Here is a 24,831-nt window from a genome sequence, read left to right as displayed (position 1 = left end):
CGGGCGATAGTGGGGCGGTAGTGGCGGGCTCCGGCAGGAGGCGCGTGGGCCGGGAAGGCCGGGCGGGCCGGACGGGCCCGGTGGGTGGCGGGCAGGGAACGAACCCCAGCCTGTCCGTGCCGCCGCCGGGGCGCGCGCCGGATACGGCCGTTCGAGGGATGTGCCGCAGTCGCCGGAACGACACCTTCCGGCCACTCGCCGTCGATATCATCCGTCGGTATGACTTCTGAAGGGTGGGGGACCCCTCCGGTCGAGCCGATCAGTCAGCACTACATCGTCTGCGGGGGCAATGCGCTGGCGCACCGACTGATCCTGGAGCTCGTCGAGCACTACGAGGTACCGGTCGTCGTCCTGGTCGCCGACCGGACCCGCGACCACGCGCCCCGGATCGAGCAACTCCCCGGTGTCGCCGCAGTCGTGGAGTACACCAGCATCACCGACGAGGCCCTCCGGGCGGTGTCCATCGGCACCGCGCGCGGCCTCGCCCTGGTCGAGGGAAGCGACCAGGAGAACATCCACGCCGCACTCAGCGCCCAGAACCACAACCCGGACATCCGCATCGTCTTCCGGATGTTCAACCAGCGGCTCGGCGAGAACATCGAACGGCTGCTCAGGAACGGCGCCGCGCTCTCCGGGTCGGCCACCGCCGCCCCGGCCTTCGCCGCAGCCGCGCTCGGCCGCCCCAACTCGGTCGAGATCGACGGACGTTACCTGCACATCGCCTTCGACGACGCCATCACCTCCGACCGGGTCTGCGTGGTCGCCGACCAGATCGACCGGCAGGACCTCAGCAAGATCCGACTGCTGCCGGAGCAGCAGGGCGACTCGGCCGCGTTCGTCCGGCTCGCCCGCGAGTTCGGCGACGACGGGCCGATCCGCCCCGGGGGCGTGCGGCGCGAACCGGTGCGGGAGGCCGGTGCCGAAACCCGTGCCGAAATCCGTGCCGAGGCCGGGGCCGAGGTTGCCCCCGGGACGGAGCCTGAGCCCGAGGGGGAGGGGGAGGAGGAGCCGGGCGGCACCGCCGCGCTTCAGGTCCTGCGGATCGAGCCCCGGGAGCCGATCGGCTGGCGACGGCGGTTGCGCTGGCGGGTGCTCGACACCATGCGCTTCTTCACCAGTGCCCGGATGCGGTTGGTGCTGCTCACCGCTTTCGCCGCCGTACTGATGGCCTTCGGCGTGCTCTGGTACCTCAACCGGAACTTCGGCTGGACCGTCTACATCTCACTGCTCGACCTGGCCGGCGCCGCCCAGCCGGACCAGCTCTCCGACATCGCCGCCGGGTCCGGTACCGGCGGGTTCTGGCAGCGGGTCGCGCAGGTGGTGATCACCATCTGCGGGATCACCTTCGCGCCGGTCGCCACCGCGATCGCGGTCGAGGTACTGGGCTCCGGGCGGCGCGGGCAGCCGCGCAGCCCCGGAGCGGGCACCCGGGACCATGTGATCGTCGTCGGGCTCGGCAACGTCGGGACCCGGGTCGCGACCCAACTGCACGAACTGGGCGTGCCGGTGGTCTGCATGGAACGGGACCCGCAGGCGCGCGGCGTCGCCGCCGTCCGGGCGCTCGGGATCCCGGTCGTGATGGGCGACGGCCCGTTCGAGGAACAGCTCCGCCGGGCCCGGCTGAAGCACAGCCGGGCACTGGTCGCGGTCAGCGGTGACGACGCCACCAACCTGGAGGCCGCGCTGGAGGCGCGGCACGGCAACCCCGAAGTCCGGGTGGTGGTACGGCTGTTCGACGACGACTTCGCCGGACACTTCTACAAGACGCTGGACAATGCGGCGTCGCGGTCGGTGTCCTACCTGGCCGCACCCGCCTTCGCGGCGGCGCTGATGGGCCGTGAGGTGCGCGGCACGCTGTCGGTGTTCCGGCACGCGCTGCTGATCGCCGAACTGGCGGTGGAGGACGGCAGCGGACTGATCGGCCTCAACCGGCACGACCTGGAGGACCCGGGCGGTGTCCGGGTGATCGCCGTCCGCTTCGCCCGGGGCGCGCACCTCCAGTGGGGCGTGCCCGACCGGACCCGGCGGCTCACCCCGGGTGACCGGATCGTGGTCGCCGCAACCCGCAGCGGACTGGCCCGACTGAACACGGTGGCGCTGGAGGAGGACTCGGGGGAGGACCCGGAGGAGGGCGCGGGCGAGGCCGGGTGACGGGCCACGGCCGATACGGCTGAGAGAGCCGACAGCTGACGGATGACAGAGTTCAGCTGACAGATTTCAGATGTTGAAAGCTGAAATCTGTCAGCTGTCATCCGTCCGCCGTGCTCCGCCGCACTCCGTCGGACGCCGTCCGCCGTCCGTCAGCGGTTGGTGAACTCCGGCGGGCGCTTCTCGGCGAAGGCCGCCATGCCCTCCTTCTGGTCCGCCGTGGCGAAGACCGCGTGGAAGAGGCGGCGCTCGAAGCGGACACCCTCGGCCAGCGTCGTCTCGAAGGCGCGGTTGACGCTCTCCTTGAGCATGACGGCCGCCGTGGTGGACATCGCGGCGACGGTCTCGGCGGTGGCCAGCGCGTCGGCCAGCAGCTGGTCCGCCGGGACGATCCGGGAGACCAGGCCGGCCCGCTCGGCCTCCTCGGCACCCATCATCCGGCCGGTCAGGCACAGCTCCATCGCCTTCGCCTTGCCGACCGCCCGGGTCAGCCGCTGCGAGCCGCCGATGCCGGGCAGGACGCCCAGCTTGATCTCCGGCTGCCCGAACTTCGCGGTGTCCGCCGCCAGCAGGATGTCGCACATCATCGCCAGCTCGCAGCCGCCGCCCAGGGCGAACCCGGCGACCGCCGCCACCACCGGCTTGCGCAGCGCGCCGAACCGGTCCCACGGGCCCAGCCAGTCGTCCAGGTAGACGTCCGGGAACCGGTTGCCCTGCATCTCCTTGATGTCGGCGCCGGCCGCGAAGGCCTTCTCCGAGCCGGTGATCACCAGACAGCCGATCTCGGGGTCCCGGTCGAAGGCGGTGGCGGCCGCGACCACCTCGTTCATCAGCTGGGTGTTCAGCGCGTTGAGCGCCTTGGGCCGGTTGAGCGTGATCAGCCCCACCCGGCCCTTGCGCTCGACCAGGATCGTCTCGTAGGTCTCGGTCTCGGTCATCGCCGTCGACTCCCATGTCCGCTGCTCGGCGCCGTGCGGGTGCGCCCTGACCACCCAACGATCTACGACGCGCCCGGTCCCGCGCCAGTCTTGGTATGCGAGACGCCGGTCACGAGCCGGACGCTGGTCCCGAGCCGGTCAGCCGTCAGGAGCCCGGCGCCGGGGAACCGGCCCGGCACCGGGGTCACCAGGTCAGAACCGGACGCCGTAGCGCTCCGCCGCCTGCCGCACGGTCTCCGCCTTCACCTCGCCCCGGCGGGCCAGTGCGGCCAGGGCCGCCACCGTGACCGACTCGGCGTCCACCCCGAAGTGCCGTCGGGCCGCCTCGCGGCTGTCGGAGAGCCCGAAGCCGTCGGTGCCGAGCGAGGTCCAGTCCTGCTCCACCCACGGCCGGATCTGGTCCGGGACCGCGCGCATCCAGTCGCTGACCGCCAGCACCGGCCCGGGTGCCCCGGCCAGCGCCCGGGTGACGTACGGGACGCGGGCCGCCGCGCCCGTACCGGCCGCCGCCTGTGCCAGGTCGGCCGCGTCGCAGTCCAGCGCCTCGCGGCGCAGCTCCGTCCAGGACGGCGCGGACCAGACGTCGGCCGCCACCCCCCACTCCTCGCCGAGCCGCTGCTGGGCGGCCAGGGCCCAGCGCACGGCGGTGCCGGAGGCGAGCAGTTGGATGCGCGGAGCGTCGGCGGGCGCCGCCGGGTCGGCGCGGCGGTAGCGGTAGAGGCCGCGCAGGATGCCGTCCGCGACCTCGTCCCCCGCCGGGATCGCCGGCTGTGTCAGCGGCTCGTTGTAGACGGTCAGGTAGTAGAACACGTCCTCGCCGTGGGGGTGTTGCTCGCTGCTGCCGTACATCCGGCGCAGTCCCTCGCGGACGATGACCGCCACCTCGTAGCCGAAGGCCGGGTCGTAGGAGAGCGTGGCCGGGTTGGTGGAGGCGATCAACGGGGAGTGGCCGTCGGCGTGTTGCAGGCCCTCGCCGGTCATCGTGGTGCGGCCGGCGGTGGCGCCGATCAGGAAGCCCCGGCCCAACTGGTCGGCCAGTGCCCACATCTGGTCGGCGGTGCGCTGCCAGCCGAACATCGAGTAGAAGATGTAGAACGGGACCACCGGCTCGCCGTGGGTCGCGTACGAGGTCGCGGCGGCGGTCAGCGAGGCCATCGAACCGGCTTCGGTGATGCCCTCGTTGAGGATCTGGCCGGTGGCCGACTCCTTGTAGTGGAGCAGTTGGTCGCGGTCGACGGAGTCGTAGGTCTGGCCCAGCGGGGAGTAGATCCCGGCGGTGGGGAAGAGCGACTCCATGCCGAAGGTGCGTGCCTCGTCCGGGACGATCGGCACCCAGCGGTGGCCGCTCGCCTTGTCCCGCATGAGGTCCTTGACCAGGCGGACGAAGGCCATGGTGGTGGCGATCTCCTGGGTGCCCGAGCCCTTGGACAGTGCCTCGAAGGGCTTCGCGGGCGGCTCGGGCAGCGGGGTGAAGCGCAGCCGCCGGGCGGGTGCGGGGCCGCCCAGTGCGGCGCGGCGCTCACGCAGGTAGCGGGCCTCCGGCGAGTCCGGCCCGGGGTGCGCGTACGGGACCAGGTCGCCTTCCAACGCGCTGTCGGGAATGGGGAGTTCGAGCAGGTCGCGCATCGCCCGGAACTCCGGGGCGGAGAGCTTCTTCATCTGGTGGTTGGCGTTGCGGGCCTCGAACCCGGGGCCGAGCGTCCAGCCCTTGACGGTCTGCACCAGCACCACGGTGGGTGCGCCCCGGTGCTCCAGTGCCGCGCGGTACGCCGCGTACACCTTGCGCGGTTCGTGGCCGCCCCGGGAGGTGGCGACGGTCTCCGTCAGCCGTCGGTCGTCCATGGTCGCGGCGAGCGCGCGCAGTTCGGGGGAGGAGTGGAAGAGGTGCTCGCGGATGTAGCGGGCGTCCGAGGCGGCGTAGGTCTGGAACTGCCCGTCCGGCACCTCCCCGAGGCGGCGGACCAGTGCCCCGGTGGTGTCGCGGGCCAGCAGGCCGTCCCAGGCCTCGCCCCACAGGGACTTGACCACGTTCCAGCCGGCCGCGCGGAACCGGCGCTCCAGCTCCTGCACGATCTTGCCGTTGCCGCGTACCGGCCCGTCCAGGCGTTGGAGGTTGCAGTTGACCACGAAGGTGAGGTTGTCCAGCCGTTCGCGCGCGGCCAGGGCCAGTGCGGCGGTCGCCTCCGGCTCGTCCATCTCGCCGTCGCCGAGGAAGGCCCACACGTGCGAGCCGGAGGTGTCCTTGATCCCGCGTGCGGTCAGGTACCGGTTGAACCGGGCCTGGTGGATCGCGGAGAGCGGGCCGAGGCCCATCGACACGGTCGGGAACTCCCAGAACCAGGGCAGCCGGCGCGGGTGCGGGTACGAGGGCAGGCCGTCGCCGCCCGTCTCCTGGCGGAACCGGTCCAACTGGGCCTCGGAGAGCCGGCCTTCGAGGAACGCGCGGGCGTAGACGCCGGGTGCGGCGTGGCCCTGCACGTACAGCTGGTCGCCGGAGCCGTCGGCCTCCTTGCCGCGGAAGAAGTGCTGGAAGCCGATCTCGTAGAGCCAGGCGGCGGAGGCGTAGGTGGCCATGTGCCCGCCCAGGCCGCCGCGGTGGTTGCCCCTGGTCACCATGGCGGCGGCGTTCCAGCGGTTCCAGGCGGTGATCCGGCGCTCCATCTCCTCGTCGCCGGGGAACTCCGGTTCGTCGGCGGTGGGGATGGTGTTGACGTACGGGGTGTCCAGCAGCGGGGGGAGGCCGAGGCCGCGCAGTTCGGCGTGTTCGACGAGGCGGCGCAGGAGGTGGGCGGCGCGGTGCGGGCCGACGGTGTCGCGGGCGGCGTCGAGGGACGCGCGCCACTCCGCGGTCTCCTCGGGGTCGTGGTCGGGAAGCTGGTCGAGCTGGGACACGGGTGGTTCCCCTTTGGCGATGCGCTTCAGGCGCGCCTATTCCGGGATGCGGAATGACGTTCCTCTTGATGGAACTCTTTGGACGGTAGGGAGTGATCTGGCGGTGCGTCAACCGCTACTGGCGGGTAGTTTGAGAGATGATCGATCATTTTTGTGCGAACCATTTGAGGGGAGGAAAGGGAAGGTAAGGGGAGGGTCCTCGTGCTTGCGAGGCTCAGGCGGTGCGCCGGGAGTACTCCAGGACGTGCTCCGCCAGCAGCCGTCCGGCCTCCGGGTCCTGCCGGCGGAAGGCCTCGATCAGCGGCCGGTGGTCGGCGGCGTTCTCGTGCAGCTCCGGCCTGGCCCGGTGCAGTGACAGCACCGTCCACACCTCGACCCCGAGGCCCTCCCAGGTCCGCAGCAGCGTCCCGTTGCCGGAGGCGGCCACGATCTCGCGGTGGAAGGCCACGCCGTGCCGGGCCTGCGCGATCGTGTCGCCCGCCGTGGCGGCAGCCGCCATCAGCTCGGCGTGCCGCTCCAGCGCGGCGGTGTCCCCGGCCAGCCGGACCACCGCCGACTCGGCGGCCAGCCGCTCCAGCGCGGCCCGCACCCGGTAGACCTCCCGCAGCTCGGCCGGGCCGATCGTGCGCACCCGGACGCCCCGGTTCGGCTCGGCGTCGAGCAGTCCGAGCGTCTGCAGCGAGCGCAGCGCCTCACGGACCGGCGCCTGGCTGACGTTCAACTCGGCGGCCAGGCGCCGCTCGACGATCCGCTCCCCGGGCTGCCAGCGCCCGCTCAGCAGGCCCTCCAGCAGTAGCCCGCGCACCTGCTCGCCGAGCGGCACCCGGGACAGCGGGTCGGCGTCCCCGGGTGGGGGCGCCGACGGCACCGGGTGGTTCATGACGGGCTCCAGGTGTGCGGGTGGTGGGTTGGGAGGTCGGTCAGGCCAGGCCCAGCTCGTCATCCGGGCGCGGCGCGAGGAAGCGCGCCACGTCGGCCTCCGTCACCCCGGCGAGCGTGGCGGGCTCCCACCGCGGGTTGCGGTCCTTGTCGATCACCTGGGCGCGGATGCCCTCGACCAGGTCGTGGCCGTCCAGCGCGGCGCAGGAGACGCGGTACTCCTGGTCGAGCGCGGCCTCCAGCGAGGGGAGCGTGCGGGCCCGGCGCAGCGCGGCCAGGGTGGCCTTGACGGCGGTGGGGGAGTTCCCGAGCAACTGCTCGGCGGCCTCCTTCGCCTCCGGGACGCCGGAGTCGAGCAGGCGGTCGACGATCTCCTCGACGGTGTCGGCCGCGTAGCAGGCGTCGATCCAGGCGCGCCGGTCGGCGAGGACGGCGGGCGGCGCGGGCTCCGCGTGCGCGGCGACGACGGCCTGCACGGCCTGCACGGCCTGCACGGCTCCGACGGCTTCCACGGTGCCGGTGGTTTCGGCCGCGGTGGCGCGGGCGAGGGCGTCGAGCAGCTCCGGGATCCGGGCCGAGGGCACGTAGTGGTCCGCGAACCCGCACAGCACCGCGTCGCCGGGGCCCATCGAGGCCGAGGTGAGCCCGAGGTGGAGGCCGGACTCGCCCGGCGCGCGGGCGAGCAGGAGGCTGCCGCCGACGTCCGGGACCAGGCCTATCCGGGTCTCGGGCATCGCGAGGGTGGACCGTTCGGTGACGATCCGGATCGCGCCGTGGGCGGACAGGCCGATGCCGCCGCCCATCGTGATGCCGTCCATCACCGCGACGTACGGCTTCGGGTAGCGGGCGATCAGCGCGTTCAGGCGGTACTCGTCGCGGAAGAACGCCCGGGCGCCGGCCCCGCCGGCCTTGGCGTCGTCGTGCAGCGCGCGGATGTCGGCGCCCGCGCACAGGCCGCGCTCGCCCGCGCCGGTGAGCACCACGGCGCGCACCCGGTCGTCCCCGGCCCAGTCGTCCAGCGCCGCGCGCACGGCGGTGATCATGCCGTGGGTCAGCGAGTTGAGCGCGCGCGGCCGGTTCAGCACGATCCGGCCGACCCCGCCGTCCAGGAACGCCCGGACCTCCGCCACCTCTGCGCTCATCGGAACCGCTCCCGTCCCCTCGGTGATGTGGACTTCCGCCGCCCACCGTACCGGGGCGGGTGGACCGTTGTGATCACCGCACCGGGGGCGGTGGGGCCGCCGGGCCCGGGCCGGGCGGCTACGGCCAGGCGCGAAGGGCGAGTTCGGCCGTGCGGGCCAGGTCAGCGGCGCTGGCGCCGTCCCGGGCCTGCTGCGACATGCCCTGGATCACGGTGGCCAGGTAGCCGGCCAGCGCCTTCGGGTCGGAGTCGGGCGGCAGTTCGCCGTCCGTCCGGGCCCGGTCGAGCCGGGCCTCGAAGATCCGCGTGTTCCCGTTGCGCAGCTCGCGCAGGTGGGCCTGGATCCCGGCGTCCTGCACCGAGACGTTGGTGGCGGCGGAGATCACCAGGCAGCCGGCCGGGTGGGAGGGGTCGGGGTAGATGGCGGCGGCCTCGCGCAGGATGCGGGCGAAGGCACCGTACGCGGTGGGCTCCTCCTCCAGTGCGACGGTCGCGAACGCGCCGACCGGGGAGCTGCCGTAGCGGCGGACGACTTCCTCGAACAGCGACCGCTTGTCGCCGAACGCGGCGTAGAGGCTGCCCGGGCGCATGCCCATGGCGGTCGTCAGGTCGGTGACCGAGGTGGCCTCGTAGCCGCGCTCCCAGAACAGCCGGGTGGCTGCGGCCAGGGCCTCGGTCCGGTCGAAGGCCGGTGGGCGCCCGCGCCTGGGGCGGTCGGGAGTCCGGTTGTCCGGAGTCCGGCTGTCGGGTGCGGTCGCCTCGGTCATGGATGGAATTTTAGAGCACTCACTCAAAAAGTGTGTGCTAGCTTCTTTCTTGAGCGATCGCTCAACAAATACCCGGATGCGGGTGGACGCAACAGAAGGGGGCTTCGCCATGGGCGGGAACGGACTTCGGGGCACGCTGCAGGGCAGGACCGCGCTGGTCACGGGTGGCAGCAGGGGGATCGGGCGGGCCATCGCGCGACGGCTCGGGCGGGACGGCGCCACCGTCGCCGTCGGCTACGCCCGCGACGGGGCGGCGGCGGAGGAGGTCGTCGCGGGCATCCGCGCGGACGGCGGCCGGGCCTTCGCGCTGCGGGCCGAACTCGGCCGGCACGGCGACGCGGCCGCGCTCTGGGAGGCCTTCGACACGGCGATCGGGGCGCACGCGCCGGACGGCGGGGTGGACATCATCGTGAACAACGCCGGGATCGGGCGCAGCGCGGACCTCGGCACGCTGACCGAGGAGGCGTTCGACGAGGTGTTCGCCGTCAACGTCCGCGCGCCGTTCTTCGTGGTGCGGCACGGCCTGGAGCGGATGCGGGACGGCGGCCGGATCATCAACATCTCCAGCGGGGCGGCCCGGCTCGCCATGCCGGAGATCATCGCCTACGGCGCGACCAAGGGGGCTCTGGACACCTTCACCCTCAACCTCGCCAAGCAGCTCGGCCCGCGCGGGATCACCGTGAACTCGGTCGCGCCCGGCATCGTCGACACCGACGTCAACGCGGGCTGGCTGCGCGGCAACCCGGAGGCGCAGGCCCACGCGGCCTCGGTCGCGGCGCTCGGCAGGGTCGGGCAGCCGGAGGACATCGCGGACGTCGTCGCGTTCCTGGCCTCCGACGATGCGCGCTGGGTCACCGGGCGGGTCGTCGACGCCACGGGCGGTGCGGGCTTGTAGACGGGCACCGGTCGGCCGCGAACGGATGACAGCGAACAGATAACAGAAAACAGACGACAGCTGACAGATGATGAAATCTGTCAGCCGTCGCCTGTCATCCGGTCGCTGTCATCCGTCATCCGTCATCCGTCAGCCGCCGGCCGCCGGAACGGACGCCCCGGTGTCAGCCCCGCACCCGCCCCGTGACCTCGCCGAACCCGACGAGAACCCCGTCCGGTCCGGGTGCGGTGGCCGTGATGGCGACCTCGTCGCCGTCCTCCAGGAAGGTCCGGGTCGTCCCGTCCGCGAGCTTCAGCGGCTGCTCGCCGTTCCAGGTCAGCTCGATCAGCGCGCCCCGGGTGTCCGGCTCCGGCCCGCTGACCGTCCCCGAGGCGAACAGGTCGCCGGTGCGCAGCGAGGCGCCGTTGACGGTCATGTGGGTCAGCTGCTGCGGCGCCGTCCAGTACATCGTGGCGAACGGCGGGCGGGAGACGAGGTGCCCGTTCAGCCGGACCTCCATCGCCAGGTCGAGCCCCCAGGGCTCACCGTCCCGGTCGTCCAGGTACGCCAGCGGCTCGACGTCGCGCTCCGGCGGCGCGACCCGGGCGTGCTGCAGGGCGTCCAGCGGGACGATCCACGGCGAGACCGAGGTGGCGAAGGACTTGCCGAGGAACGGGCCGAGCGGCACGTACTCCCAGGCCTGGATGTCGCGCGCGGACCAGTCGTTGAGCAGGCAGACGCCGAACACGTGCTCGCGGAAGTCGTCCAGCGCGACCTGGCTGCCCAGCTCGGACGGCGTGCCGACGACGAAGCCGACCTCGGCCTCGATGTCCAGCCGGCGGGACGGCCCGAAGCTCGGCACGGCGTCGGCGGGCGCCTTGCGCTGCCCGTTCGGCCGCACCACCGGCGTGCCGGAGACCACGACCGTGCCCGCCCGCCCGTGGTAACCGATCGGCAGGTGCTTCCAGTTGGGGGTGAGCGGCTCCGAGCCCGGGCGGAAGATCCGGCCCAGGTTGGTGGCGTGGTACTCGGAGGCGTAGAAGTCGACGTAGTCGGCGACCTCGAACGGCAGGTGCAGTTCGACCTCGGCCGCCGGCAGCAGCGCCGGCGTCAGCGCCTCGCGGAAGGCCTCGTCCGTGAGCCACGTCGTGAGGTCCGCCCGCACCCGGGTCCAGACCGGTCGCCCGGCCGCCATCAGCGGGTTGAGCGAGTCCGCGTCCAGCAGCACGGACGGCGCGCCGGCCGCGCGGGCGGCCGCCCCGGCGTCCAGCACGAAGTCCCCGACGCGCACGCCGATCCGGCGCCGCCCGGGCTGGTCGGCGGCGGTGAAGACGCCGTACGGCAGGTTGTGCACGCCGAACGGCGAGTCCTGGGCGCTGGCGAGCCAGCTGCGGGGGGTGGTCAACGGTCCTCCTGGTGCAGTGGACTGGGCGACGACAGCAGGCCGAGCGCGGCCAGGTCGCCCAGGGGCTCGGCGATGCTACAGGTGCCGAAAGCCGTGAACGAGTTCCGGATCACCGTGACCTGACGGTCGGTCAGTGCGTGCACCGCCTTGGCCAGGATCCCGCCGTCGCGTTCCGCCAGCACGGCCGCCGCTGCCGCCGGGTCGGTCTCCTGCGCGGCCAGCAGCACGTTCAGGAAGCCGTGGTGCTCGAAGCCGGTCTCCGGGTCGGTGTGCCGGACGGCGTTGTGCAGCCCGGCGGTGCACTTGTACGGCAGTCCGCGCTGTGCGCAGCCGGTGAGGAAGGCGGCCAGTTCCGCCTCGTCCGGGAACGCCTCGGCGACCAGTCCGCCGGTGCGGAACTTCGCCCGGTACGGACTGTCCACCAGGATGTCCAGGACGGCGTCCAGGCCGTCCCCGCGCAGGAGTTCGCGCGGCACCTCGATGGCGGCCGGGATGTCCGGCGGCAGCAGCCGGTCCAGTTCGGCGACCGCCTCGGCGGCGTCCCGGGTGGCCAGTTCGACGCCGGCCGTCTCGAACGGCGCGGCGGCGGCGAGCGCCGGGGCCAGCTCGGTGCTGCCCCCCGGCAGCACCAGCCCGACCCTGAGCGGCCCGCCGCCGGTCTCCGCCGCAGAGCCAGTCCCGACCGCCGCGGCCAACTCGCCCAGCCGGCCCGCCCCGCAGAGGAGCGGGCCGACCGCGTCGGAGTACCAGGCCGTACGGTGGGCCCGGTGTGCGGGCACCGCTCCGGCGACCGGCAGGTTCCCCGGCGGGAACACCGCCGCGTCGTCGAAGAGGCCGCGGAACAGCTCGGGGATCACTCCCCCCGTCGGCAGCCCGCTCATCGCCCGGGCCCCCGACCTGCCCAGGTCCAGGCGTAGTTGTCGTCCTCGCTCGCCCGGCCGCCCTCGCCGAGCTCCAGCGGGCGGAAGGTGTCCACCATGACAGCCAGCTCGTCGAAGAACTCCACGCCGATGCTGCGCTCGTACGCGCCCGGCTGTGGTCCGTGGGTGTGCCCGCCGGGGTGCAGCGAGATCGAGCCCTGGGCGATGCCGGAGCCCTTGCGGGCCGCGTAGTCGCCGCCGCAGTAGAACATGACCTCGTCGCTGTCCACGTTGGCGTGGTAGTAGGGCACCGGGATCGACAGCGGGTGGTAGTCCACCTTGCGCGGGACGAAGTTGCAGATCACGAAGTTGTTGCCCTCGAAGACCTGGTGGGCCGGCGGCGGCTGGTGGATCCGGCCGGTGATCGGCTCGAAGTCCCGGACGTTGAAGGCGTACGGGTACAGGCAGCCGTCCCAGCCGACCACGTCGAAGGGGTGGTGCGGCACGGTGTAGCGGGTGCCCGAAACCCCCTGCGGGCCACGGTGCTTGACCAGGACGTCGACATCCCCGGGGGTGTCGGCCAGCAGCGGGCCGACCGGTCCGCGGAAGTCCCGCTCGCAGTACGGCGCGTGCTCCAGCAGCTGCCCGTACTTGGACAGGTAGCGCTTGACCGGGGTGATGTGGCTGTTCGCCTCGATGCAGTACGCGCGCAGCGGCTCGTCCCCGGTCGGCACCCAGCGGTGGGTGGTGGCGCGCGGGATGATCACGTAGTCGCCCTGGCCGACCTCGATCGAGCCGAAGACCGTCTCGACCGTGCCGGAGCCGGACTCCACGTACACGCACTCGTCGCCGAGTCCGTTGCGGTACAGCTCGCTGGGGGCCCCGGCGGCGACGTACGAGATCCGCACGTCGCCGTTGCCGAGGACCAGCCGACGGCTGCTCACGACGTCCGCGGACTTCCACTCCTGGCCCGCGAACAGCTCGTGCAGCTTGAGGTGACGGGGGAGCAGCGGGTGGTTGGGCACCGTGGACTGGTCCGGCAGCTCCCAGGGCACCGCGTTGACCACCGCCGAGGGGATGCCCCGGTGATAGAGCAGCGAGGAGTCCGAGGAGAACCCCTCCTCGCCCATCAACTCCTCGTAGTACAGCCCGCCTTCGGGGGTGCGGTGCTGGGTGTGCCGCTTGGGCGGGATGCTGCCCAGCTGCCGGTAGTACGCCATCTCCGTGGTCCTCCTCGACCGTTCGTCAGAGCTTCCCGAGGCTCACAGGTTGCCGCGGCGGTCCTGCTCGCGCTCGATCGACTCGAAGAGCGCCTTGAAGTTGCCCTTGCCGAAGCCGAGCGAACCGTGGCGCTCGATGAACTCGTAGAAGACGGTCGGACGGTCGCCGATCGGCTTGGTGAAGATCTGCAGCAGGTAGCCGTCCTCGTCGCGGTCGACCAGGATGCCGCGCTTCTTCAGCTCCTCGATCGGCACCCGCACCTTGCCGATCCGCTCGCGCAGCTCCGGGTCGTCGTAGTACGCGTCCGGGGTGTTGAGGAACTCCACGCCGCGCGAACGCAGCACGTCCACGGTGGTGAGGATGTCGTTGGTGGCGAGCGCCATGTGCTGGCAGCCGGGGCCGGTGTAGAACTCCAGGTACTCGTCGATCTGGGACTTCTTCTTGGCGATGGCCGGCTCGTTGAGCGGGAACTTCACCCGGTGGTTGCCGCTGGCGACGACCTTGGACATCAGCGCGGAGTACTCGGTGGCGATGTCGTCGCCGACGAACTCGGCCATGTTCACGAAGCCCATGACCCGGTTGTAGAACGACACCCACTCGTCCATCCGGCCCAGCTCGACGTTGCCGACGGCGTGGTCGAGGGCCTGGAACAGGCGCTTGGGCGAGCCCTCCGGGTGGGTCACCTTGCTCTCCGCGACGACGTAGCCCGGCAGGTACGGGCCGTGGTAGCGGGAGCGGTCGATCAGGGTGTGGCGGGTCTCGCCGTAGGTGGCGATGGCCGCGCGGCGCACGGTGCCGTTCTCGTCCGAGACGTCGTTCGGCTCCTCCAGGACGGTGGCGCCGGTGGCGCGGGCGTGCTCGATGCACTTGTCGACGTCCGGGACCTCCAGGGCGAGGTCGACCACGCCGTCGCCGTGACGGCGGTGGTGCTCCAGCAGCGCGCTGTCCGGCTGGACGCCGCCCTTGATCACGAAGCGGCAGGAGCCGGAGCGGAGCACGTACGCCTTGCGGTCGCGGCGGCCGGTCTCGGGGCCGGAGTAGGCGACCAGCTCCATGCCGAACACGACCTGGTAGAACTGGGCCGTCTGGGTGGCGTTGCCCACCACGAAGACGACGGCGTCCTGGGCCGTGACGGGGAACGGGTCGGCGGCCTGGTCGTGCTCGACGAGGCCGACCAGGCGGCGCAGCTGGTCGGCGTCAAGACCGGCCTCGCGCTCCTCGGGGGTCAGCTCAAGGGCGTGGGACTGCGTGGTCATCGCTCGTTCCTCCACTTCGGGCCTCGGCTCTGAGGCTCCCGCTGGACCGCGACCGCACCGCGGATGGGTGGGCGGTGCGGTTGCGGAGAGCTTGCTCCTGTCGGGGTGGTTGGGCAACAGGTCGGTTTTTCACTGCTCAATGTGTACAAGCTGATCAGAAATTGCCGAGTTGTACTGGGCAGAATGTGCTGCCGATCCGGGGTGACGCACGAAGTCTGCGCAATCGGCGTCGACGGGTGGTTCACGGTTTCCCGGCCGTGGATCCGGCGGTGGGCCCGGGGTCGGGGAGGTGGCGCAGGAACCAGTCCCGGGCCAGCTCAGCGGCCCGGTCGAGGGTTCCGGGCTCCTCGAAGAGGTGGGTCGCGCGAGGTACCACCGCCAGTTCACTCTCGCAGCGCAGCAGGCGCCCGGCGCGCCGGTTGAGGTCGAGCACGGCGGCATCCAGGGAACCGACGACGAGCAGCGTCGGGGCGCTCACCCGGGCCAGGACGTCGGCTCCGGCGAGGTCCGGGCGACCGCCCCGGGAGACCACCGCGCGCACGGTCGGCCCCGGCCCGTCGGCGGGTTCGGGGGCGGCGGCGGGTTCGGGTCGGTCGGCGGGTCCGAGGTCGGCGGCGGTGCGCAGTGCCGCGGCGGCGCCGGTGCTGGCGCCGAACAGCCCGAGCGGCAGACCGGCGGTCTCGGACACGGTGGCGGCCGCTCCCGTGACCAGCGCGGCGACGGCGGTCAGCCTGGAGCCCAGCAGTCGGACGTCGAACACGTTCCGCCGGTCTGCTTCCTCGGCCTCGGTGAGCAGGTCGAACAGCAGCGTGGCCAGCCCGGCGCGGTTCAGGTGCTCGGCGACGTGGCGGTTGCGCGGGCTGTGCCGGCTGCTGCCGCTGCCGTGCGCGAAGACGACGATGCCGCGCGCACCGGGCGGGACGGTCAGCCTCCCCGGCAGGCGGACCCCGGCGGCGGGCAGGACCAGCTCACGGTCGACCCCGGCGGACGGCGCGGGTGCCCGGTCCCGGTCCCGGTCCGGCGGCCGCTCCGGCGGCAGGCCCGGCGTCGGGCCCGGCGGCAGGTCCCGTTCCGGGGCCTGCGCTTCCTCCCGGCGCCGGGCCTCGGCGAGCAGCCGCAGCACCTCCTGGTCCTCGGTCTGCGAGAAGTCGGTGTAGAACTCGCCGATCGCGAAGAACGGCGACGGCGTTTCGACGCAGACCAACTCGTCGGCGACCTCGTGGAGGCGCTCGGTCCAGTCCGGCGGCGCCACCGGCACGGCCAGCACCACCCGGGCCGCGCCCCGCTCCCGGACGATCCGGCAGGCGGCCCGGGCGGTGGAGCCGGTGGCGATGCCGTCGTCGACCACGACCACCGTGCGTCCGCGCACGTCCACGGGCGGGCGGTCGCCCCGGTAGCGGCGGGCCCGGCGCTCCAGTTCGGTGCGCTCGCGCCGTTCCACGGCGGCCAGTTGGCCTTCGGTGACCGCCGAGAGCCGGATGATCTGCTCGTTCAGCACCCGGACGCCGTCCTCGCCGATCGCCCCCATGCCCAGTTCGGGCTGGTAGGGCACACCCAGCTTGCGGATCACGCAGATGTCCAGCGGGGCGCCGAGCGCCGTCGCGACCTCGGCGGCCACCGGCACCCCGCCCCTGGGCAGTGCCACGACGACGGTGCCGGGGGCGGCCGGCCGGCCGAGGCGCGCGGCCAGCCGTCGGCCCGCGTCGGTGCGGTCGGCGAAGCGGGTGAAGTGGGTTCCGGTGACGTGCATGACACGGCCTCCGGTTCCACCGTACGTCGTCCGGCACGAAGCGGGACCGGGACCGGCCACGGGATGGGGCCCGGGCCCGGGATAGGGCCCGGCCCCGGCCCGAGATGCGGCCCCGGGATAGGGCCCGGGGGGATCCGCCCCGGAGGCGGCCGGGACCGCTCCGGGATCCGCCCGGGATGGGCCCGGGACCACACCGGGACCACCCCGGCGGCAGGCCGGGAGCGAGCCGGGAACGGACCGGGAGCGGGACGGGACGCAACCCCCGTGTGGCCGGGACAGCGGGCGGCGCACCGTGGATCGCAGAGGCGGACCGAAGGGCCCGCCGGAGACCGGAAGGAGCGCCCGACATGCCGGGCACCGTCATCACCGACCTGCGGCGCCGCGGCGCCGTCGACCCCGGCGGTCTGCTCGCGGGCCCGCTGCGCGGCGTCGGCCTGCAACGGCTGGAGCCGGGCCAGAGCACCGAGGTGGCCGCCGACGGCGTCGAGCACGCGCTCTACGTCACCGCCGGCTCCGGCCTCGCCGAACCGCCCGAGAACGCGGTCCGGCGGCACCCCGGACCTGACGCCGCCGAGCCGGACGACCCCGGCTCGTGCGACCCCGGCTCGTGCGACCCCGAGCCGAAGGACTCAGGCATCCCCCTCGTCGAGGGCACCGCCGTCGTCCTGCCGCTCGGCACCCGGACCGTCCTCACCGCCGGCACCGCCGGGATGGAGTACTTCCACGCCGTCCTGGCCGTCCCCGCCGGCCGCCCCACCTCTCCGGACGGAGTTGAACCCGCATGATCGTCACCACCGACACCGGCGCGGCCATGGTCGTCCTCGGCCCGAACGGGGAGCGGGTACGGATCCGCTCCCTCGCCCGGCGCTCGATGCTCACCAGCGCGTGCGAGGCCTTCGACCATCTGCGGCTCAGCCCGGGCGCCCACCACGTACTGGCCGGCCGGCCGGACGCCGAGACCGTCCTGCACGTGCTGCGCGGCGCCGCCGTCGTCGGCCGCCTCTCCGCGGAGCCGGACCACCTGGCTTCCGAGGGCGATCTGCTGCTGGCCCGCCGGGGCCGCACGCTGCACCTCGAAGCCGGCCCGCTCGGCGCGGAACTGCTCTGCCTCACCCTCGCCGTCCCCCGGCACCGCGCCGGCACCCGGGCCGCCCTGGCCCGCCGCCGCGCCGCCCGCCGCGACCGGCCCTGACCCCCGGCTCGTGCCCGTCTCCGGCCGGTCCGGTCCGCTCCCTCCCCGTCGAGGAGACCCCTCGTGATCGTCGTACCCGTTGCCGTTCCCCGCACCGCACCCGTCTTCCGGCGGCTGATCGACCCTGAGCAGCGGCCCTTCGTCCGTGCCGGGCTGACCGTCGAGACCCTGCCGCCCGGTGTCAGGGTCGAGCAACTCCCCTACGAGTCGGCGGAGTCGGTGACCGTGGTGCTCTCCGGTCGACTGTTCGCGGCCGGCCGGATCCTCTCCCCGGGCGAGGCGCTGCACCACCGGCCCGGCAGCAGCGTCCGGCTCACCGCCGTGCGCGGCACGCCGACCACCGTGCTCACCGTCCGGCCCACCCCGCTCCGGGGCGACATCCCGGCCCAGCGGTCCGGACCGGAGCCCGCCAGGGCGTGGCGGCAGGTCGACGTGGGCACCGTGGACCTCGACCCGGGCGGGCTCTGCGGACCGTACGAGGACCGGGACGCCGATGCCTTCCTGCTGGTCCTCTCCGGGGTCGGCGCCTTCCTCGGCGAACTCGGTGAAGTGCCGCTGTACCAGGGCGACTTGGTGTACGTCCGAGCCAAGGAGCGGTACGGCCTCCGGGCCGGATCGCGCAAGCCGGTCTCCGCCGTGCTGGGCCGGATCGGCGCTCCCGGCGCCGAGTCGGGACCGGAATGGGACATCAGGCCCATGCGCTCGGGGCGTGTCCGTCCGCAGAGTTGAGACTGAGCGATCGACCTCGATCGGTCACTTGGAAGATCTAAGGAGTACCACCTCATGGCAACGAACCCGATCACTACGGCGATCTGTGCGGCCGGCGTACTGGCGGGCGTCATCGCGGCGGCCACGGCTGTGCGCCGTGCCTGCTCCTCCCCGGTCCCGGCGTCCGGCGGCAGCAAGGCGCTGTCGCCCGGGCCGGCGCCGAAGCCGAACCCGACTCCGAACGGCGGCGGCGGCATCGGCTGCCAGCCCGGCACCTGCGCGACGCCGCCGATCCCCGGCGCCTGACCGACCCTGACGGCTGATCCCAGTCGACGGATGACAGCGAACAGCTGACAGATTTCGAAATCTGTCAGCTGTTCGCTGTCGGTTGTTCGTTGCTCGTCGGCTGCCGTCCGTCGTTCGCCGTCCGTCGTTCGCCGTCCGTCACCGGTCCGTCGTCGCCGAGCGCGGCAGCACCGCCAGCACCTGGGTGCCCCGGTCCGACGGCAGCGGCCGGATCGAGCAGTGCCCGCCGATCTCCGCCGCCCGGTCCACCATCGACCGCAGCCCCACCCCGCTGCCGTCCACCGGGGAGCCCTCGTCCGGCCGGTACCCCACCCCGTCGTCCCGTACCGTCAGCGTCAGCGCCTCGTCGTCGACCCGTAGCGTCACCAGCGCCGTCCGCGCCCGGGCGTGCCGCAGTACGTTGTTGAGCGCCTCCGCCGTGATGCGGTACGCCGCGACCTCCACCGCAGCCGGCAGTTCCGGCAGCGGCTCCGGCGACAGGTCCACCGTCACGGTCAGGCCGGTCCCGCTGAAGGTGTCCGCCAACTGCCGGACCGCCTGGGCCAGTCCGAACTCGCCGAGCGGCGCCGGTCCAAGCCGGTCGGTGATCCGGCGAACCTCCTTGATCGTCATCCCCAGGCCGTCCGAGACCCCGCGCAGGGTGTCCGAGAGCCCGTCGTCCGCCGACGTGGCCGCGTTGTCCACCCGCAGCCGCAGCCCGGCCAGCGCGGGCCCGAGGCCGTCGTGGATGTCCCGCCGCAGCCAGCGCCGCTCCTCCTCCCTCGCCGCGACGATCTGCTCCCGGCTGGCTTGCAGGTCCTCCTGGAGCCGCAGTGAGGCCACCGCCGGCGAGGCCTGGTCGGCGAGCGAACGCAGGATGTCGACGTCGCTGGCCTCCAGCTGCTCCTCGCCCGCCCGCAGGCCGACGGTCAACTCGCCGATCGGCAGCCCGTTGTGGACCAGTGCGAAGTCCTGGCTGCGTCCGTCCAGCCGCCCGGCGGTGGCCAGGGTGCGCCGCCCGGCCCGAGTGGTGACGGCGAGGGTGACCCCGGGCAGCCGCAGCTCCTCGGCGACCGTCGCGCACAGTGCCTCCGGCAGCCGCGCGGGGTCGACCACCTGCCGCACCCGCCCCGCGAGCGTGCGCAGCACCTGGTAGGGCTGCGCACGCTCGCCGTAGTACAGCCGGTCGACCAGCGCGACGACCCGCCGGGCCGCCCGCGGCAGGGTCGCGCCGAGCGCGTACATCAGGGCGATCAGCAGCAGGGCCACCCCGCCGTGCCCGGGCAGCAGCCAGGTGGAGAGCACGGCGGCGGCCACCACGAACAGTCCGGTGACCCCGGTGCCCAGGGTCAGCCCGATCAGCACGCTGCGGGCCGCCCGGTCGAGCCGCCAGCCCTGGTCCCGGACGACCAGGAAGGCCACCGCGACCGCCCACACCACCCCGGCGGCGGCGAACAGCGAATAGCTGAGCCAGTAGTGCTCGGTCCAGGTCCGCGAGTACATGTCCTGCATCCCGGCCCAGAGCAGGTACGCGCCGAGCATCGCCGCGACCCGCAGCCGGTGCCGGCGCAGCTCCTCCGGGTCGCCCTGGTGGCGGCGGGGGCGCAGCAGCCGGGCCAGCAGGACGACCGTCACGATCCCGACCAGGCATTCGCTGACCAGCAGGTCGTGGCCGCCGAGCGCGTCGGTGGCCACGCCGAAGAAGTGCGCCGGCGGGTTGTCGGCGAAGGGGTTGGGACGCCCGAAGGCCTTCGGCAGGGCGAGCCGCTGGGACATCTCCGGGACCACGAACACGGCCACGGCCGCGATGTACCACCACCAGCGTCGCGTCGTCAGCCGGCCGTCCGGCAGCCAGAGCGGGAGCACGTAGAAGATCGTCACGTTGATCGATCTGCAGAGCGCGTCGAGGACGGCGACGGCGCCGACGATGCCCGGGTCGCCGACTTCGACCCAGACCGGCGCGGCCGCCGTGAACTGGACGATGTCGGTCAGCGCGTAGAGCAGCATCACCCAGCCGAGCGGGCTGCCCGGGCGGTGGGCGTGCAGCAGCATGCCCGCCCCGGCGGTCGGCAGGGCGTAGACCAGGATGGCGAGTTCGTCGCGCGGCTGGTGGACGTTCGGATCGCCGAGGTGCACCAGCACGTAGCAGATCCACAGTGTCGCGGCGACGACGCAGACCGCCGTGACCACTGCCGCGGCGGTGAGCTGTCGTTGGGCCGGCGTGCGACGCCGGACGGGGGTCGCCGTGCTCATTGGCACCACCTCGCAGACGGGCCGGGCCGGCGGGACGGACCCCGGCGGGGACGGACCCCCGGTGGGGGCGGACTCCCGGTCGGCGGGCCGGCCGGCGGCGTGAACCAAGCCAGGTCCCATTCTCGACGGCCCGGTGTCCCGGGCGCCTGGGGCAGTGGTCTCGGATCCTGTCCCCGATCCCCGATCCCCGATCCCCGATCCCCGATCCCCGATCCCCGGTGCCTGTACCGGCACCGGCACCGGATCAGCTCCCGCACCGCCCGCCACACGGACGACTTCCGAGCATGTCACGGAAAGTAGCCGGATCGCCGCTGGTAGTGTCGGCCGTGTGGATGAAGAACAGTCGGGGACATCCCCGGTCCCGGTCGGTGCACCGTCCGTGCGTGTGCTGATCGTCGATGATCACCCCCTCTTCCGGGAGGGGCTCAAGGCGGCACTGGAGAGCGCCGAAGGCGTCGTCGTGGTCGCCGAGGCCGAACGGGTCGCCGACGTGCCGGAGACGGTCGCCCGGCACCGTCCGAACGTGGTGATCATGGACCTCTCGCTGCCCGACGGCTCCGGTCTGGAGGCCGTCCGGCAGCTCGCCGGCCAGGAGGCGCCGCCGCCGGTGCTGATGCTGACCATGTCGGACGACGACGGCAACCTCCTCGCCGCGCTCCAGGCGGGCGCGCGCGGCTACCTGGTCAAGGGCGCCGGACGGGAGGAGGTGCTGCACGCGGTGCGGACGGTCGCGGCGGGCGGCGCGGTCTTCGGCGGAGAGGTGGCCGGGCGGATCACCGCCCTGCTGGCCGGGGCCAGGATGCGCGAGGCCGGGCAGTTGTTCCCGGACCTCACCGCCCGCGAGGCGGAGGTGCTGGACCTGGTCGCGCGCGGGCTGGACAACCGGCGGATCGCCCGGGAGCTGGTGGTCGCGGAGAAGACCGTCCGCAACCACATCACGCACATCTTCGAGAAGCTGCACGTCGCCACCCGCGCCGAGGCCGTCGCCCGGGCCCGGGACATGGGCCTCGGTGACGGCTGAACCGGGGGTGCCGGTCCGCCGACCGGCACCCCCGGGGCCTTTCAGGTACCGCCGCTGCTGCTACGGCTGCATCTCGTACGCGCCCGAGAGTGCCTCGACCCGCTCCCAGACCCGTGCGGCCCGCGCGGCGTCCGACACCGGGCGGCGCACGTTCGCCAGGGCCCAGGCGGCCTGCTCCTCGGTGGCGGAGGCCTTGCCGTGCAGCTCGGTGGCGTGTGCCGAGAAGTCGCGGACCAGGGCGTCGAAGACCTGGTCCAGGACGTCCGCCTCCACGCCGGTCAGCTCCGCCTGCTCCAGCACCAGCTGGCCGTAGACGATCAGGGCGAACAGCTGGCCGATCTCCAGCAGGAAGTCCAGGTCCGCCTGCTGCTCCTTGCTCGGCGCGTGGCTGAGGAGCAACTCGCAGAAGCCGTCGGCCTGTTCGCGGAAGCGGGCGACGTTGGGCAGCTGCGCGTGGCGGTCGTACGCGGCGCGCCAGTCGTGGAAGCGGATCGCGCCGAGGCCGCGGGCCGGGCCCTGGCGGAACAGGAAGGCGTCGTCGGCGGCGTCCAGCCGGGTCGGCACCGGGGCGTAGTCGGCCGGGGCGAACAGGTAGTTGCCCATGAACTTGAGGATCAGCGCCAGGTTGACGTGGACGGTGCCCTCCAGCTTCGGCAGCCCGCGGATGTCCTTCGCGGCCTTGTCGAAGTAGGTGTCCGCCTCGAAGCCCTTGGCCGCGATGACGTCCCACATCAGGTCGATGACCTTCTCGCCCTCGGTGGTGACCTTCATCTTGGTCATCGGGTTGAACAGCAGGTACCGGCGGTCCTCGGGGGAGGCGGTGCGGAAGTAGTCCACGGCCCGCGCGCTGAACAGCTTCATCGCGACCAGGCGGACGTAGGCGTCGGTCAACTCCCGCTTGACGTGCGGGAAGTCGGTGACCCGCTTGCCGTACAGCACCCGGTTGTGGGCGTGCGTGACGGCCTCGTACATCGCGTGCTCGCAGATGCCGACGGAGGCGGTGCAGAGGTTGAACTTGCCGACGTTGACGGTGTTCAGGGCGGCGTCGAAGGCGGCCTGGCCGGTGTGCAGCACGTCCTCGGCCCGCACCGGGTAGTCCTCCAGGCGGAACTCGCTGACGTACATCTGGGCGTTCACCACGTTCTTGACCAGGTGGTACGCCTCGTGGCGGCTGTCGGCGGCGAAGAAGACGTAGCCCTCGGGGCCCTCGACGTCCGAGCGGCGGCCGAACACCGAGACCAGGCCGGCCACGTTGCCGTTGCCGATGTAGTACTTGGAGCCGGTCGCGGTGAAGCCGCCCTCGCCGTCCGGGGTGAGGATCATGTCGGTGGAGTAGATGTCGGCGCCGTGGGTGCGCTCGGAGAGGCCGAACGCCATCACGTGGCCCTCGGCCAGGAGCCGGGCGGCCCGGGCCCGGGCGGCCTCGTTCTCGCTCTGCCAGACCGGGCCGAGGCCCAGGATGGTGACCTGCCAGGTGTACCAGTAGCCGAGGCCGTAGAAGCCGAGGATCTCGTTCAGCTCGGCGATCCGCGCGGTGTCCCAGCGCTTGTCCGGGTCGGCCGCGGACGGGGTCAGGAACTCCGCGAACAGGCCTTCCTTCGCGGCGAATTCGAGGAAGTCGGCGTACCAGCTTCGGTCGATGTAGGTGTCGATCAGCGCCTTCTTGCCGCGGGACTCGAACCAGTCCACGGTCGCGCGCAGCAGCCGGCGGGTCGGCTCGTCGAACTGTGCGGGGTCGTAGGCGCGCGGGTTGAAGAGCATCGAGGGGCTCCCGGGGGTCGAGGGTGTCGGGACAGCGGTGGCGGAACGGTGGCGGCGGGGCAGCGGTGGCGGAACGAAGGGCGGCGAACGGAGGGCGGCGGGTCAGGACGGCCGGGTCGGCTCGGCCGGGTCGGGACGGCCGGGTCAGGACGGCCGGTCGGCGGCGAGCCGGCGCAGGGTGGCGAGGACGTCGTCGAGCCAGGCGAGGGTCATCCGCTCGTACTCGATGCCGCCGCGCAGCACCACGTGCTGCAGTTCCTGCCGGGTGTCGAGCCCGGTGAGGTCGGGGAAGTCGCGCTGCTCGCCGTGGAGGTAGCGGGCGAGCAGGGCGGCGTGTCCGTCGCGGTGCCGTTCGACCTCGGAGATCAGCGCGGCCGGGTCGTCGAAGGCGGCGGCCCGGATCTTGACCGCGAGCTCGTGCCGGACGGTCTCCGGTTCGACCGGCTCGCGCAGCCAGTCGGCCAGTGCGGCCCGTCCGGGCGCGGCGGCCGAGTAGACCTTCTTGTCCGGGCGCCCGTCCTGGGCGACCTCCTCCGAGGCGATCCAGTCGTCCGCCTCCATCCGCCGCAGCACCCGGTAGATCTGCTGGTGGGTGGCGGTCCAGAAGCGCCCGATGGAGCGGTCGAAGCGTCGGGCCAGTTCGTAGCCCGAGCCCGGCTGCTCCAGCAGCGAGACGAGGATCGCGTGCTCCAGTGCCATGCCCCGCATCCTGCTATGCAACGAGTTGCATAGGCAATGGCGCCCCGCGAGGTTGAGACGCAGGTCACCGGCGTGATCGGATGGTTATCGATCATTCGGGACGATTGGGTGCAAAACCTTGGATAAGGGACAGAATGGTGTAGGGGTAAGCGCCTTCACCGGGACAGGTGCCTCCTGCGGGGCACATGCCCTTGCCGGGCGCTCCCTCAATGGTTCCGGACCACAGGAGGTGGTATCGGTGGCAACCCATATCCCGACGGGCATGGAGCACCATCCGGACATCGTCGAACTACGGGAACACTACGAGCGGGTCACCTCGACCCCGCGCGCCCAGGGCATCGAAGCCCTGGCCGTGCTGGCCGGACTCTTCCTGGCGGCATCGCCATGGATCGTCGGCTTCACCGCGTTCAGCACCCTGACCGTGACCTGCCTGATCGTCGGCCTGGCCTACACGGCGCTGATGGCGGGTTACGGATCGGCCTACGAGCGCACCCACGCGAGGGCCTGGGCGGCCACCGCGCTCGGCGCCTGGACGATCATCTCTCCCTGGGCGGTCTCCGGTTCCGTCGCGCACGGCAAGAACATCGTCACCTGCATCATCGTCGGTGCCGTGATGTTCCTGCTCGGCCTCGCGGCGATCTCGATGGCCACCATGACCTCGAACGGAGCGGCAATGCGGCGCGGCCGGGCCGGCCGAGCCAAGGGCTGATCCTCCCCGCAGCCCGTGTCCGGGGCGAGGCGGGCGTACGCGCCCACCGCGCCCCGGCGCACGCCCCGGGAC

At 72.8% G+C, this 24,831-nt stretch carries 21 protein-coding genes; 8 read left to right on the top strand and 13 right to left on the bottom strand.

Translation table 11 applies throughout. The features are described from left to right. Positions 1-219: 219 nt before the first annotated feature. Positions 220-2,151, top strand: coding sequence for an NAD-binding protein (locus ACFQ6N_RS07740; protein ID WP_380647623.1), 1,932 nt, complete (start codon positions 220-222; stop codon positions 2,149-2,151). Between the two features lie 149 nt (positions 2,152-2,300). Here ACFQ6N_RS07740 and ACFQ6N_RS07735 read toward each other — a convergent pair whose 3' ends face one another. The 5 genes from ACFQ6N_RS07735 to ACFQ6N_RS07715 form a co-directional block, all read right to left on the bottom strand. Continuing rightward, positions 2,301-3,086, bottom strand: coding sequence for an enoyl-CoA hydratase (locus tag ACFQ6N_RS07735; protein WP_380647622.1), 786 nt, complete (start codon positions 3,084-3,086; stop codon positions 2,301-2,303). A gap of 192 nt (positions 3,087-3,278) precedes the next feature. Continuing rightward, complete coding sequence (aceE, locus tag ACFQ6N_RS07730) at positions 3,279-5,978, bottom strand: pyruvate dehydrogenase (acetyl-transferring), homodimeric type (protein ID WP_380647621.1); 2,700 nt, start codon at positions 5,976-5,978, stop codon at positions 3,279-3,281. A 214-nt stretch (positions 5,979-6,192) separates the two neighbouring features. After that, entirely contained in the window at positions 6,193-6,858 is a 666-nt protein-coding gene (locus ACFQ6N_RS07725; protein ID WP_380647620.1) for a GntR family transcriptional regulator, read from the bottom strand. Between the two features lie 40 nt (positions 6,859-6,898). Beyond that, positions 6,899-7,999 carry an enoyl-CoA hydratase/isomerase family protein gene (locus ACFQ6N_RS07720; RefSeq protein WP_380647619.1) on the bottom strand — a complete coding sequence of 367 codons (1,101 nt, stop codon included), beginning with the start codon at positions 7,997-7,999 and terminating at the stop codon, positions 6,899-6,901. Positions 8,000-8,117: 118 nt separating this feature from the next. Further along, positions 8,118-8,765, bottom strand: a complete 648-nt coding sequence (locus tag ACFQ6N_RS07715) for a TetR/AcrR family transcriptional regulator (RefSeq protein WP_380647618.1) — start codon at positions 8,763-8,765, stop codon at positions 8,118-8,120. Between the two features lie 109 nt (positions 8,766-8,874). On the opposite strand from ACFQ6N_RS07715, the gene ACFQ6N_RS07710 reads away from it, so the two are divergent. Then, positions 8,875-9,660 carry an SDR family oxidoreductase gene (locus ACFQ6N_RS07710; protein ID WP_380647617.1) on the top strand — a complete coding sequence of 262 codons (786 nt, stop codon included), beginning with the start codon at positions 8,875-8,877 and terminating at the stop codon, positions 9,658-9,660. A gap of 163 nt (positions 9,661-9,823) precedes the next feature. Here the strand turns inward: ACFQ6N_RS07710 and fahA are convergent, their stop codons facing one another. From fahA to ACFQ6N_RS07685, 5 genes are all read right to left on the bottom strand, one after another. Continuing rightward, positions 9,824-11,044 (bottom strand): fumarylacetoacetase, encoded by a 1,221-nt coding sequence (gene fahA, locus ACFQ6N_RS07705; protein WP_380647615.1) that lies wholly within the window; start codon positions 11,042-11,044, stop codon positions 9,824-9,826. After that, entirely contained in the window at positions 11,041-11,925 is an 885-nt protein-coding gene (locus ACFQ6N_RS07700) for a hypothetical protein (RefSeq protein ID WP_380647612.1), read from the bottom strand. Before ACFQ6N_RS07700 ends, fahA begins: the two co-directional genes overlap by 4 nt. Further along, positions 11,922-13,124: a homogentisate 1,2-dioxygenase gene (locus tag ACFQ6N_RS07695; RefSeq protein WP_380647611.1), complete on the bottom strand. Its 1,203-nt coding sequence runs from the start codon at positions 13,122-13,124 to the stop codon at positions 11,922-11,924. The genes ACFQ6N_RS07700 and ACFQ6N_RS07695 overlap by 4 nt, the downstream gene beginning before the upstream one ends. A gap of 42 nt (positions 13,125-13,166) precedes the next feature. After that, positions 13,167-14,381: a 4-hydroxyphenylpyruvate dioxygenase gene (gene hppD, locus ACFQ6N_RS07690; RefSeq protein ID WP_380647610.1), complete on the bottom strand. Its 1,215-nt coding sequence runs from the start codon at positions 14,379-14,381 to the stop codon at positions 13,167-13,169. A 241-nt stretch (positions 14,382-14,622) separates the two neighbouring features. Next, complete coding sequence (locus ACFQ6N_RS07685; RefSeq protein ID WP_380647609.1) at positions 14,623-16,131, bottom strand: phosphoribosyltransferase family protein; 1,509 nt, start codon at positions 16,129-16,131, stop codon at positions 14,623-14,625. 347 nt (positions 16,132-16,478) lie between these two features. On the opposite strand from ACFQ6N_RS07685, the gene ACFQ6N_RS07680 reads away from it, so the two are divergent. The 4 genes from ACFQ6N_RS07680 to ACFQ6N_RS07665 all read left to right on the top strand — a co-directional run bounded on the left by ACFQ6N_RS07680 (position 16,479) and on the right by ACFQ6N_RS07665 (position 18,337). Next, positions 16,479-16,916 carry a hypothetical protein gene (locus tag ACFQ6N_RS07680; protein ID WP_380647608.1) on the top strand — a complete coding sequence of 146 codons (438 nt, stop codon included), beginning with the start codon at positions 16,479-16,481 and terminating at the stop codon, positions 16,914-16,916. After that, positions 16,913-17,323, top strand: coding sequence for a hypothetical protein (locus ACFQ6N_RS07675; protein ID WP_380647607.1), 411 nt, complete (start codon positions 16,913-16,915; stop codon positions 17,321-17,323). Before ACFQ6N_RS07680 ends, ACFQ6N_RS07675 begins: the two co-directional genes overlap by 4 nt. A 63-nt stretch (positions 17,324-17,386) precedes the next feature. Beyond that, positions 17,387-18,052: a hypothetical protein gene (locus ACFQ6N_RS07670; RefSeq protein ID WP_380647605.1), complete on the top strand. Its 666-nt coding sequence runs from the start codon at positions 17,387-17,389 to the stop codon at positions 18,050-18,052. A 54-nt stretch (positions 18,053-18,106) separates the two neighbouring features. Continuing rightward, positions 18,107-18,337: a hypothetical protein gene (locus ACFQ6N_RS07665; RefSeq protein WP_380647604.1), complete on the top strand. Its 231-nt coding sequence runs from the start codon at positions 18,107-18,109 to the stop codon at positions 18,335-18,337. 138 nt (positions 18,338-18,475) lie between these two features. Here ACFQ6N_RS07665 and ACFQ6N_RS07660 read toward each other — a convergent pair whose 3' ends face one another. Further along, positions 18,476-20,569: a sensor histidine kinase gene (locus tag ACFQ6N_RS07660; RefSeq protein WP_380647602.1), complete on the bottom strand. Its 2,094-nt coding sequence runs from the start codon at positions 20,567-20,569 to the stop codon at positions 18,476-18,478. A 379-nt stretch (positions 20,570-20,948) separates the two neighbouring features. On the opposite strand from ACFQ6N_RS07660, the gene ACFQ6N_RS07655 reads away from it, so the two are divergent. Next, positions 20,949-21,590 (top strand): response regulator, encoded by a 642-nt coding sequence (locus ACFQ6N_RS07655; protein WP_380647601.1) that lies wholly within the window; start codon positions 20,949-20,951, stop codon positions 21,588-21,590. Positions 21,591-21,650: 60 nt separating this feature from the next. Here ACFQ6N_RS07655 and ACFQ6N_RS07650 read toward each other — a convergent pair whose 3' ends face one another. Both ACFQ6N_RS07650 and ACFQ6N_RS07645 read right to left on the bottom strand, forming a co-directional pair. Beyond that, positions 21,651-23,351 (bottom strand): acyl-CoA dehydrogenase family protein, encoded by a 1,701-nt coding sequence (locus tag ACFQ6N_RS07650; protein ID WP_380647600.1) that lies wholly within the window; start codon positions 23,349-23,351, stop codon positions 21,651-21,653. A gap of 144 nt (positions 23,352-23,495) precedes the next feature. Continuing rightward, positions 23,496-24,050, bottom strand: a complete 555-nt coding sequence (locus ACFQ6N_RS07645; RefSeq protein WP_380647598.1) for a PadR family transcriptional regulator — start codon at positions 24,048-24,050, stop codon at positions 23,496-23,498. A gap of 262 nt (positions 24,051-24,312) precedes the next feature. On the opposite strand from ACFQ6N_RS07645, the gene ACFQ6N_RS07640 reads away from it, so the two are divergent. Beyond that, on the top strand, positions 24,313-24,759 hold the full coding sequence (locus tag ACFQ6N_RS07640) for an SPW repeat protein (protein ID WP_380647597.1): 447 nt from the start codon (positions 24,313-24,315) through the stop codon (positions 24,757-24,759). Positions 24,760-24,831: the final 72 nt, after the last annotated feature.

This window comes from Kitasatospora sp. NPDC056446, assembly GCF_042796115.1.
Taxonomy (GTDB): domain Bacteria; phylum Actinomycetota; class Actinomycetes; order Streptomycetales; family Streptomycetaceae; genus Kitasatospora.
This window is presented reverse-complemented; position numbering and strand designations above follow the sequence as displayed.

Excerpts from the sequence above, each read along its gene's own strand:
- ACFQ6N_RS07710 (WP_380647617.1), top strand. The coding sequence starts at position 8,875 with ATGGGCGGGAACGGACTTCGGGGCACGCTGCAGGGCAGGACCGCGCTG.
- ACFQ6N_RS07665 (WP_380647604.1), top strand. The coding sequence starts at position 18,107 with ATGGCAACGAACCCGATCACTACGGCGATCTGTGCGGCCGGCGTACTG.
- ACFQ6N_RS07740 (WP_380647623.1), top strand. The coding sequence starts at position 220 with ATGACTTCTGAAGGGTGGGGGACCCCTCCGGTCGAGCCGATCAGTCAG.
- ACFQ6N_RS07640 (WP_380647597.1), top strand. The coding sequence starts at position 24,313 with ATGGAGCACCATCCGGACATCGTCGAACTACGGGAACACTACGAGCGG.
- ACFQ6N_RS07720 (WP_380647619.1), bottom strand. The coding sequence starts at position 7,999 with ATGAGCGCAGAGGTGGCGGAGGTCCGGGCGTTCCTGGACGGCGGGGTC.
- ACFQ6N_RS07685 (WP_380647609.1), bottom strand. The coding sequence starts at position 16,131 with ATGCACGTCACCGGAACCCACTTCACCCGCTTCGCCGACCGCACCGAC.
- ACFQ6N_RS07680 (WP_380647608.1), top strand. The coding sequence starts at position 16,479 with ATGCCGGGCACCGTCATCACCGACCTGCGGCGCCGCGGCGCCGTCGAC.
- ACFQ6N_RS07735 (WP_380647622.1), bottom strand. The coding sequence starts at position 3,086 with ATGACCGAGACCGAGACCTACGAGACGATCCTGGTCGAGCGCAAGGGC.
- ACFQ6N_RS07660 (WP_380647602.1), bottom strand. The coding sequence starts at position 20,569 with ATGAGCACGGCGACCCCCGTCCGGCGTCGCACGCCGGCCCAACGACAG.
- ACFQ6N_RS07650 (WP_380647600.1), bottom strand. The coding sequence starts at position 23,351 with ATGCTCTTCAACCCGCGCGCCTACGACCCCGCACAGTTCGACGAGCCG.
- ACFQ6N_RS07695 (WP_380647611.1), bottom strand. The coding sequence starts at position 13,124 with ATGGCGTACTACCGGCAGCTGGGCAGCATCCCGCCCAAGCGGCACACC.
- ACFQ6N_RS07715 (WP_380647618.1), bottom strand. The coding sequence starts at position 8,765 with ATGACCGAGGCGACCGCACCCGACAGCCGGACTCCGGACAACCGGACT.
- ACFQ6N_RS07675 (WP_380647607.1), top strand. The coding sequence starts at position 16,913 with ATGATCGTCACCACCGACACCGGCGCGGCCATGGTCGTCCTCGGCCCG.
- ACFQ6N_RS07700 (WP_380647612.1), bottom strand. The coding sequence starts at position 11,925 with ATGAGCGGGCTGCCGACGGGGGGAGTGATCCCCGAGCTGTTCCGCGGC.
- hppD (WP_380647610.1), bottom strand. The coding sequence starts at position 14,381 with ATGACCACGCAGTCCCACGCCCTTGAGCTGACCCCCGAGGAGCGCGAG.
- ACFQ6N_RS07725 (WP_380647620.1), bottom strand. The coding sequence starts at position 6,858 with ATGAACCACCCGGTGCCGTCGGCGCCCCCACCCGGGGACGCCGACCCG.
- ACFQ6N_RS07645 (WP_380647598.1), bottom strand. The coding sequence starts at position 24,050 with ATGGCACTGGAGCACGCGATCCTCGTCTCGCTGCTGGAGCAGCCGGGC.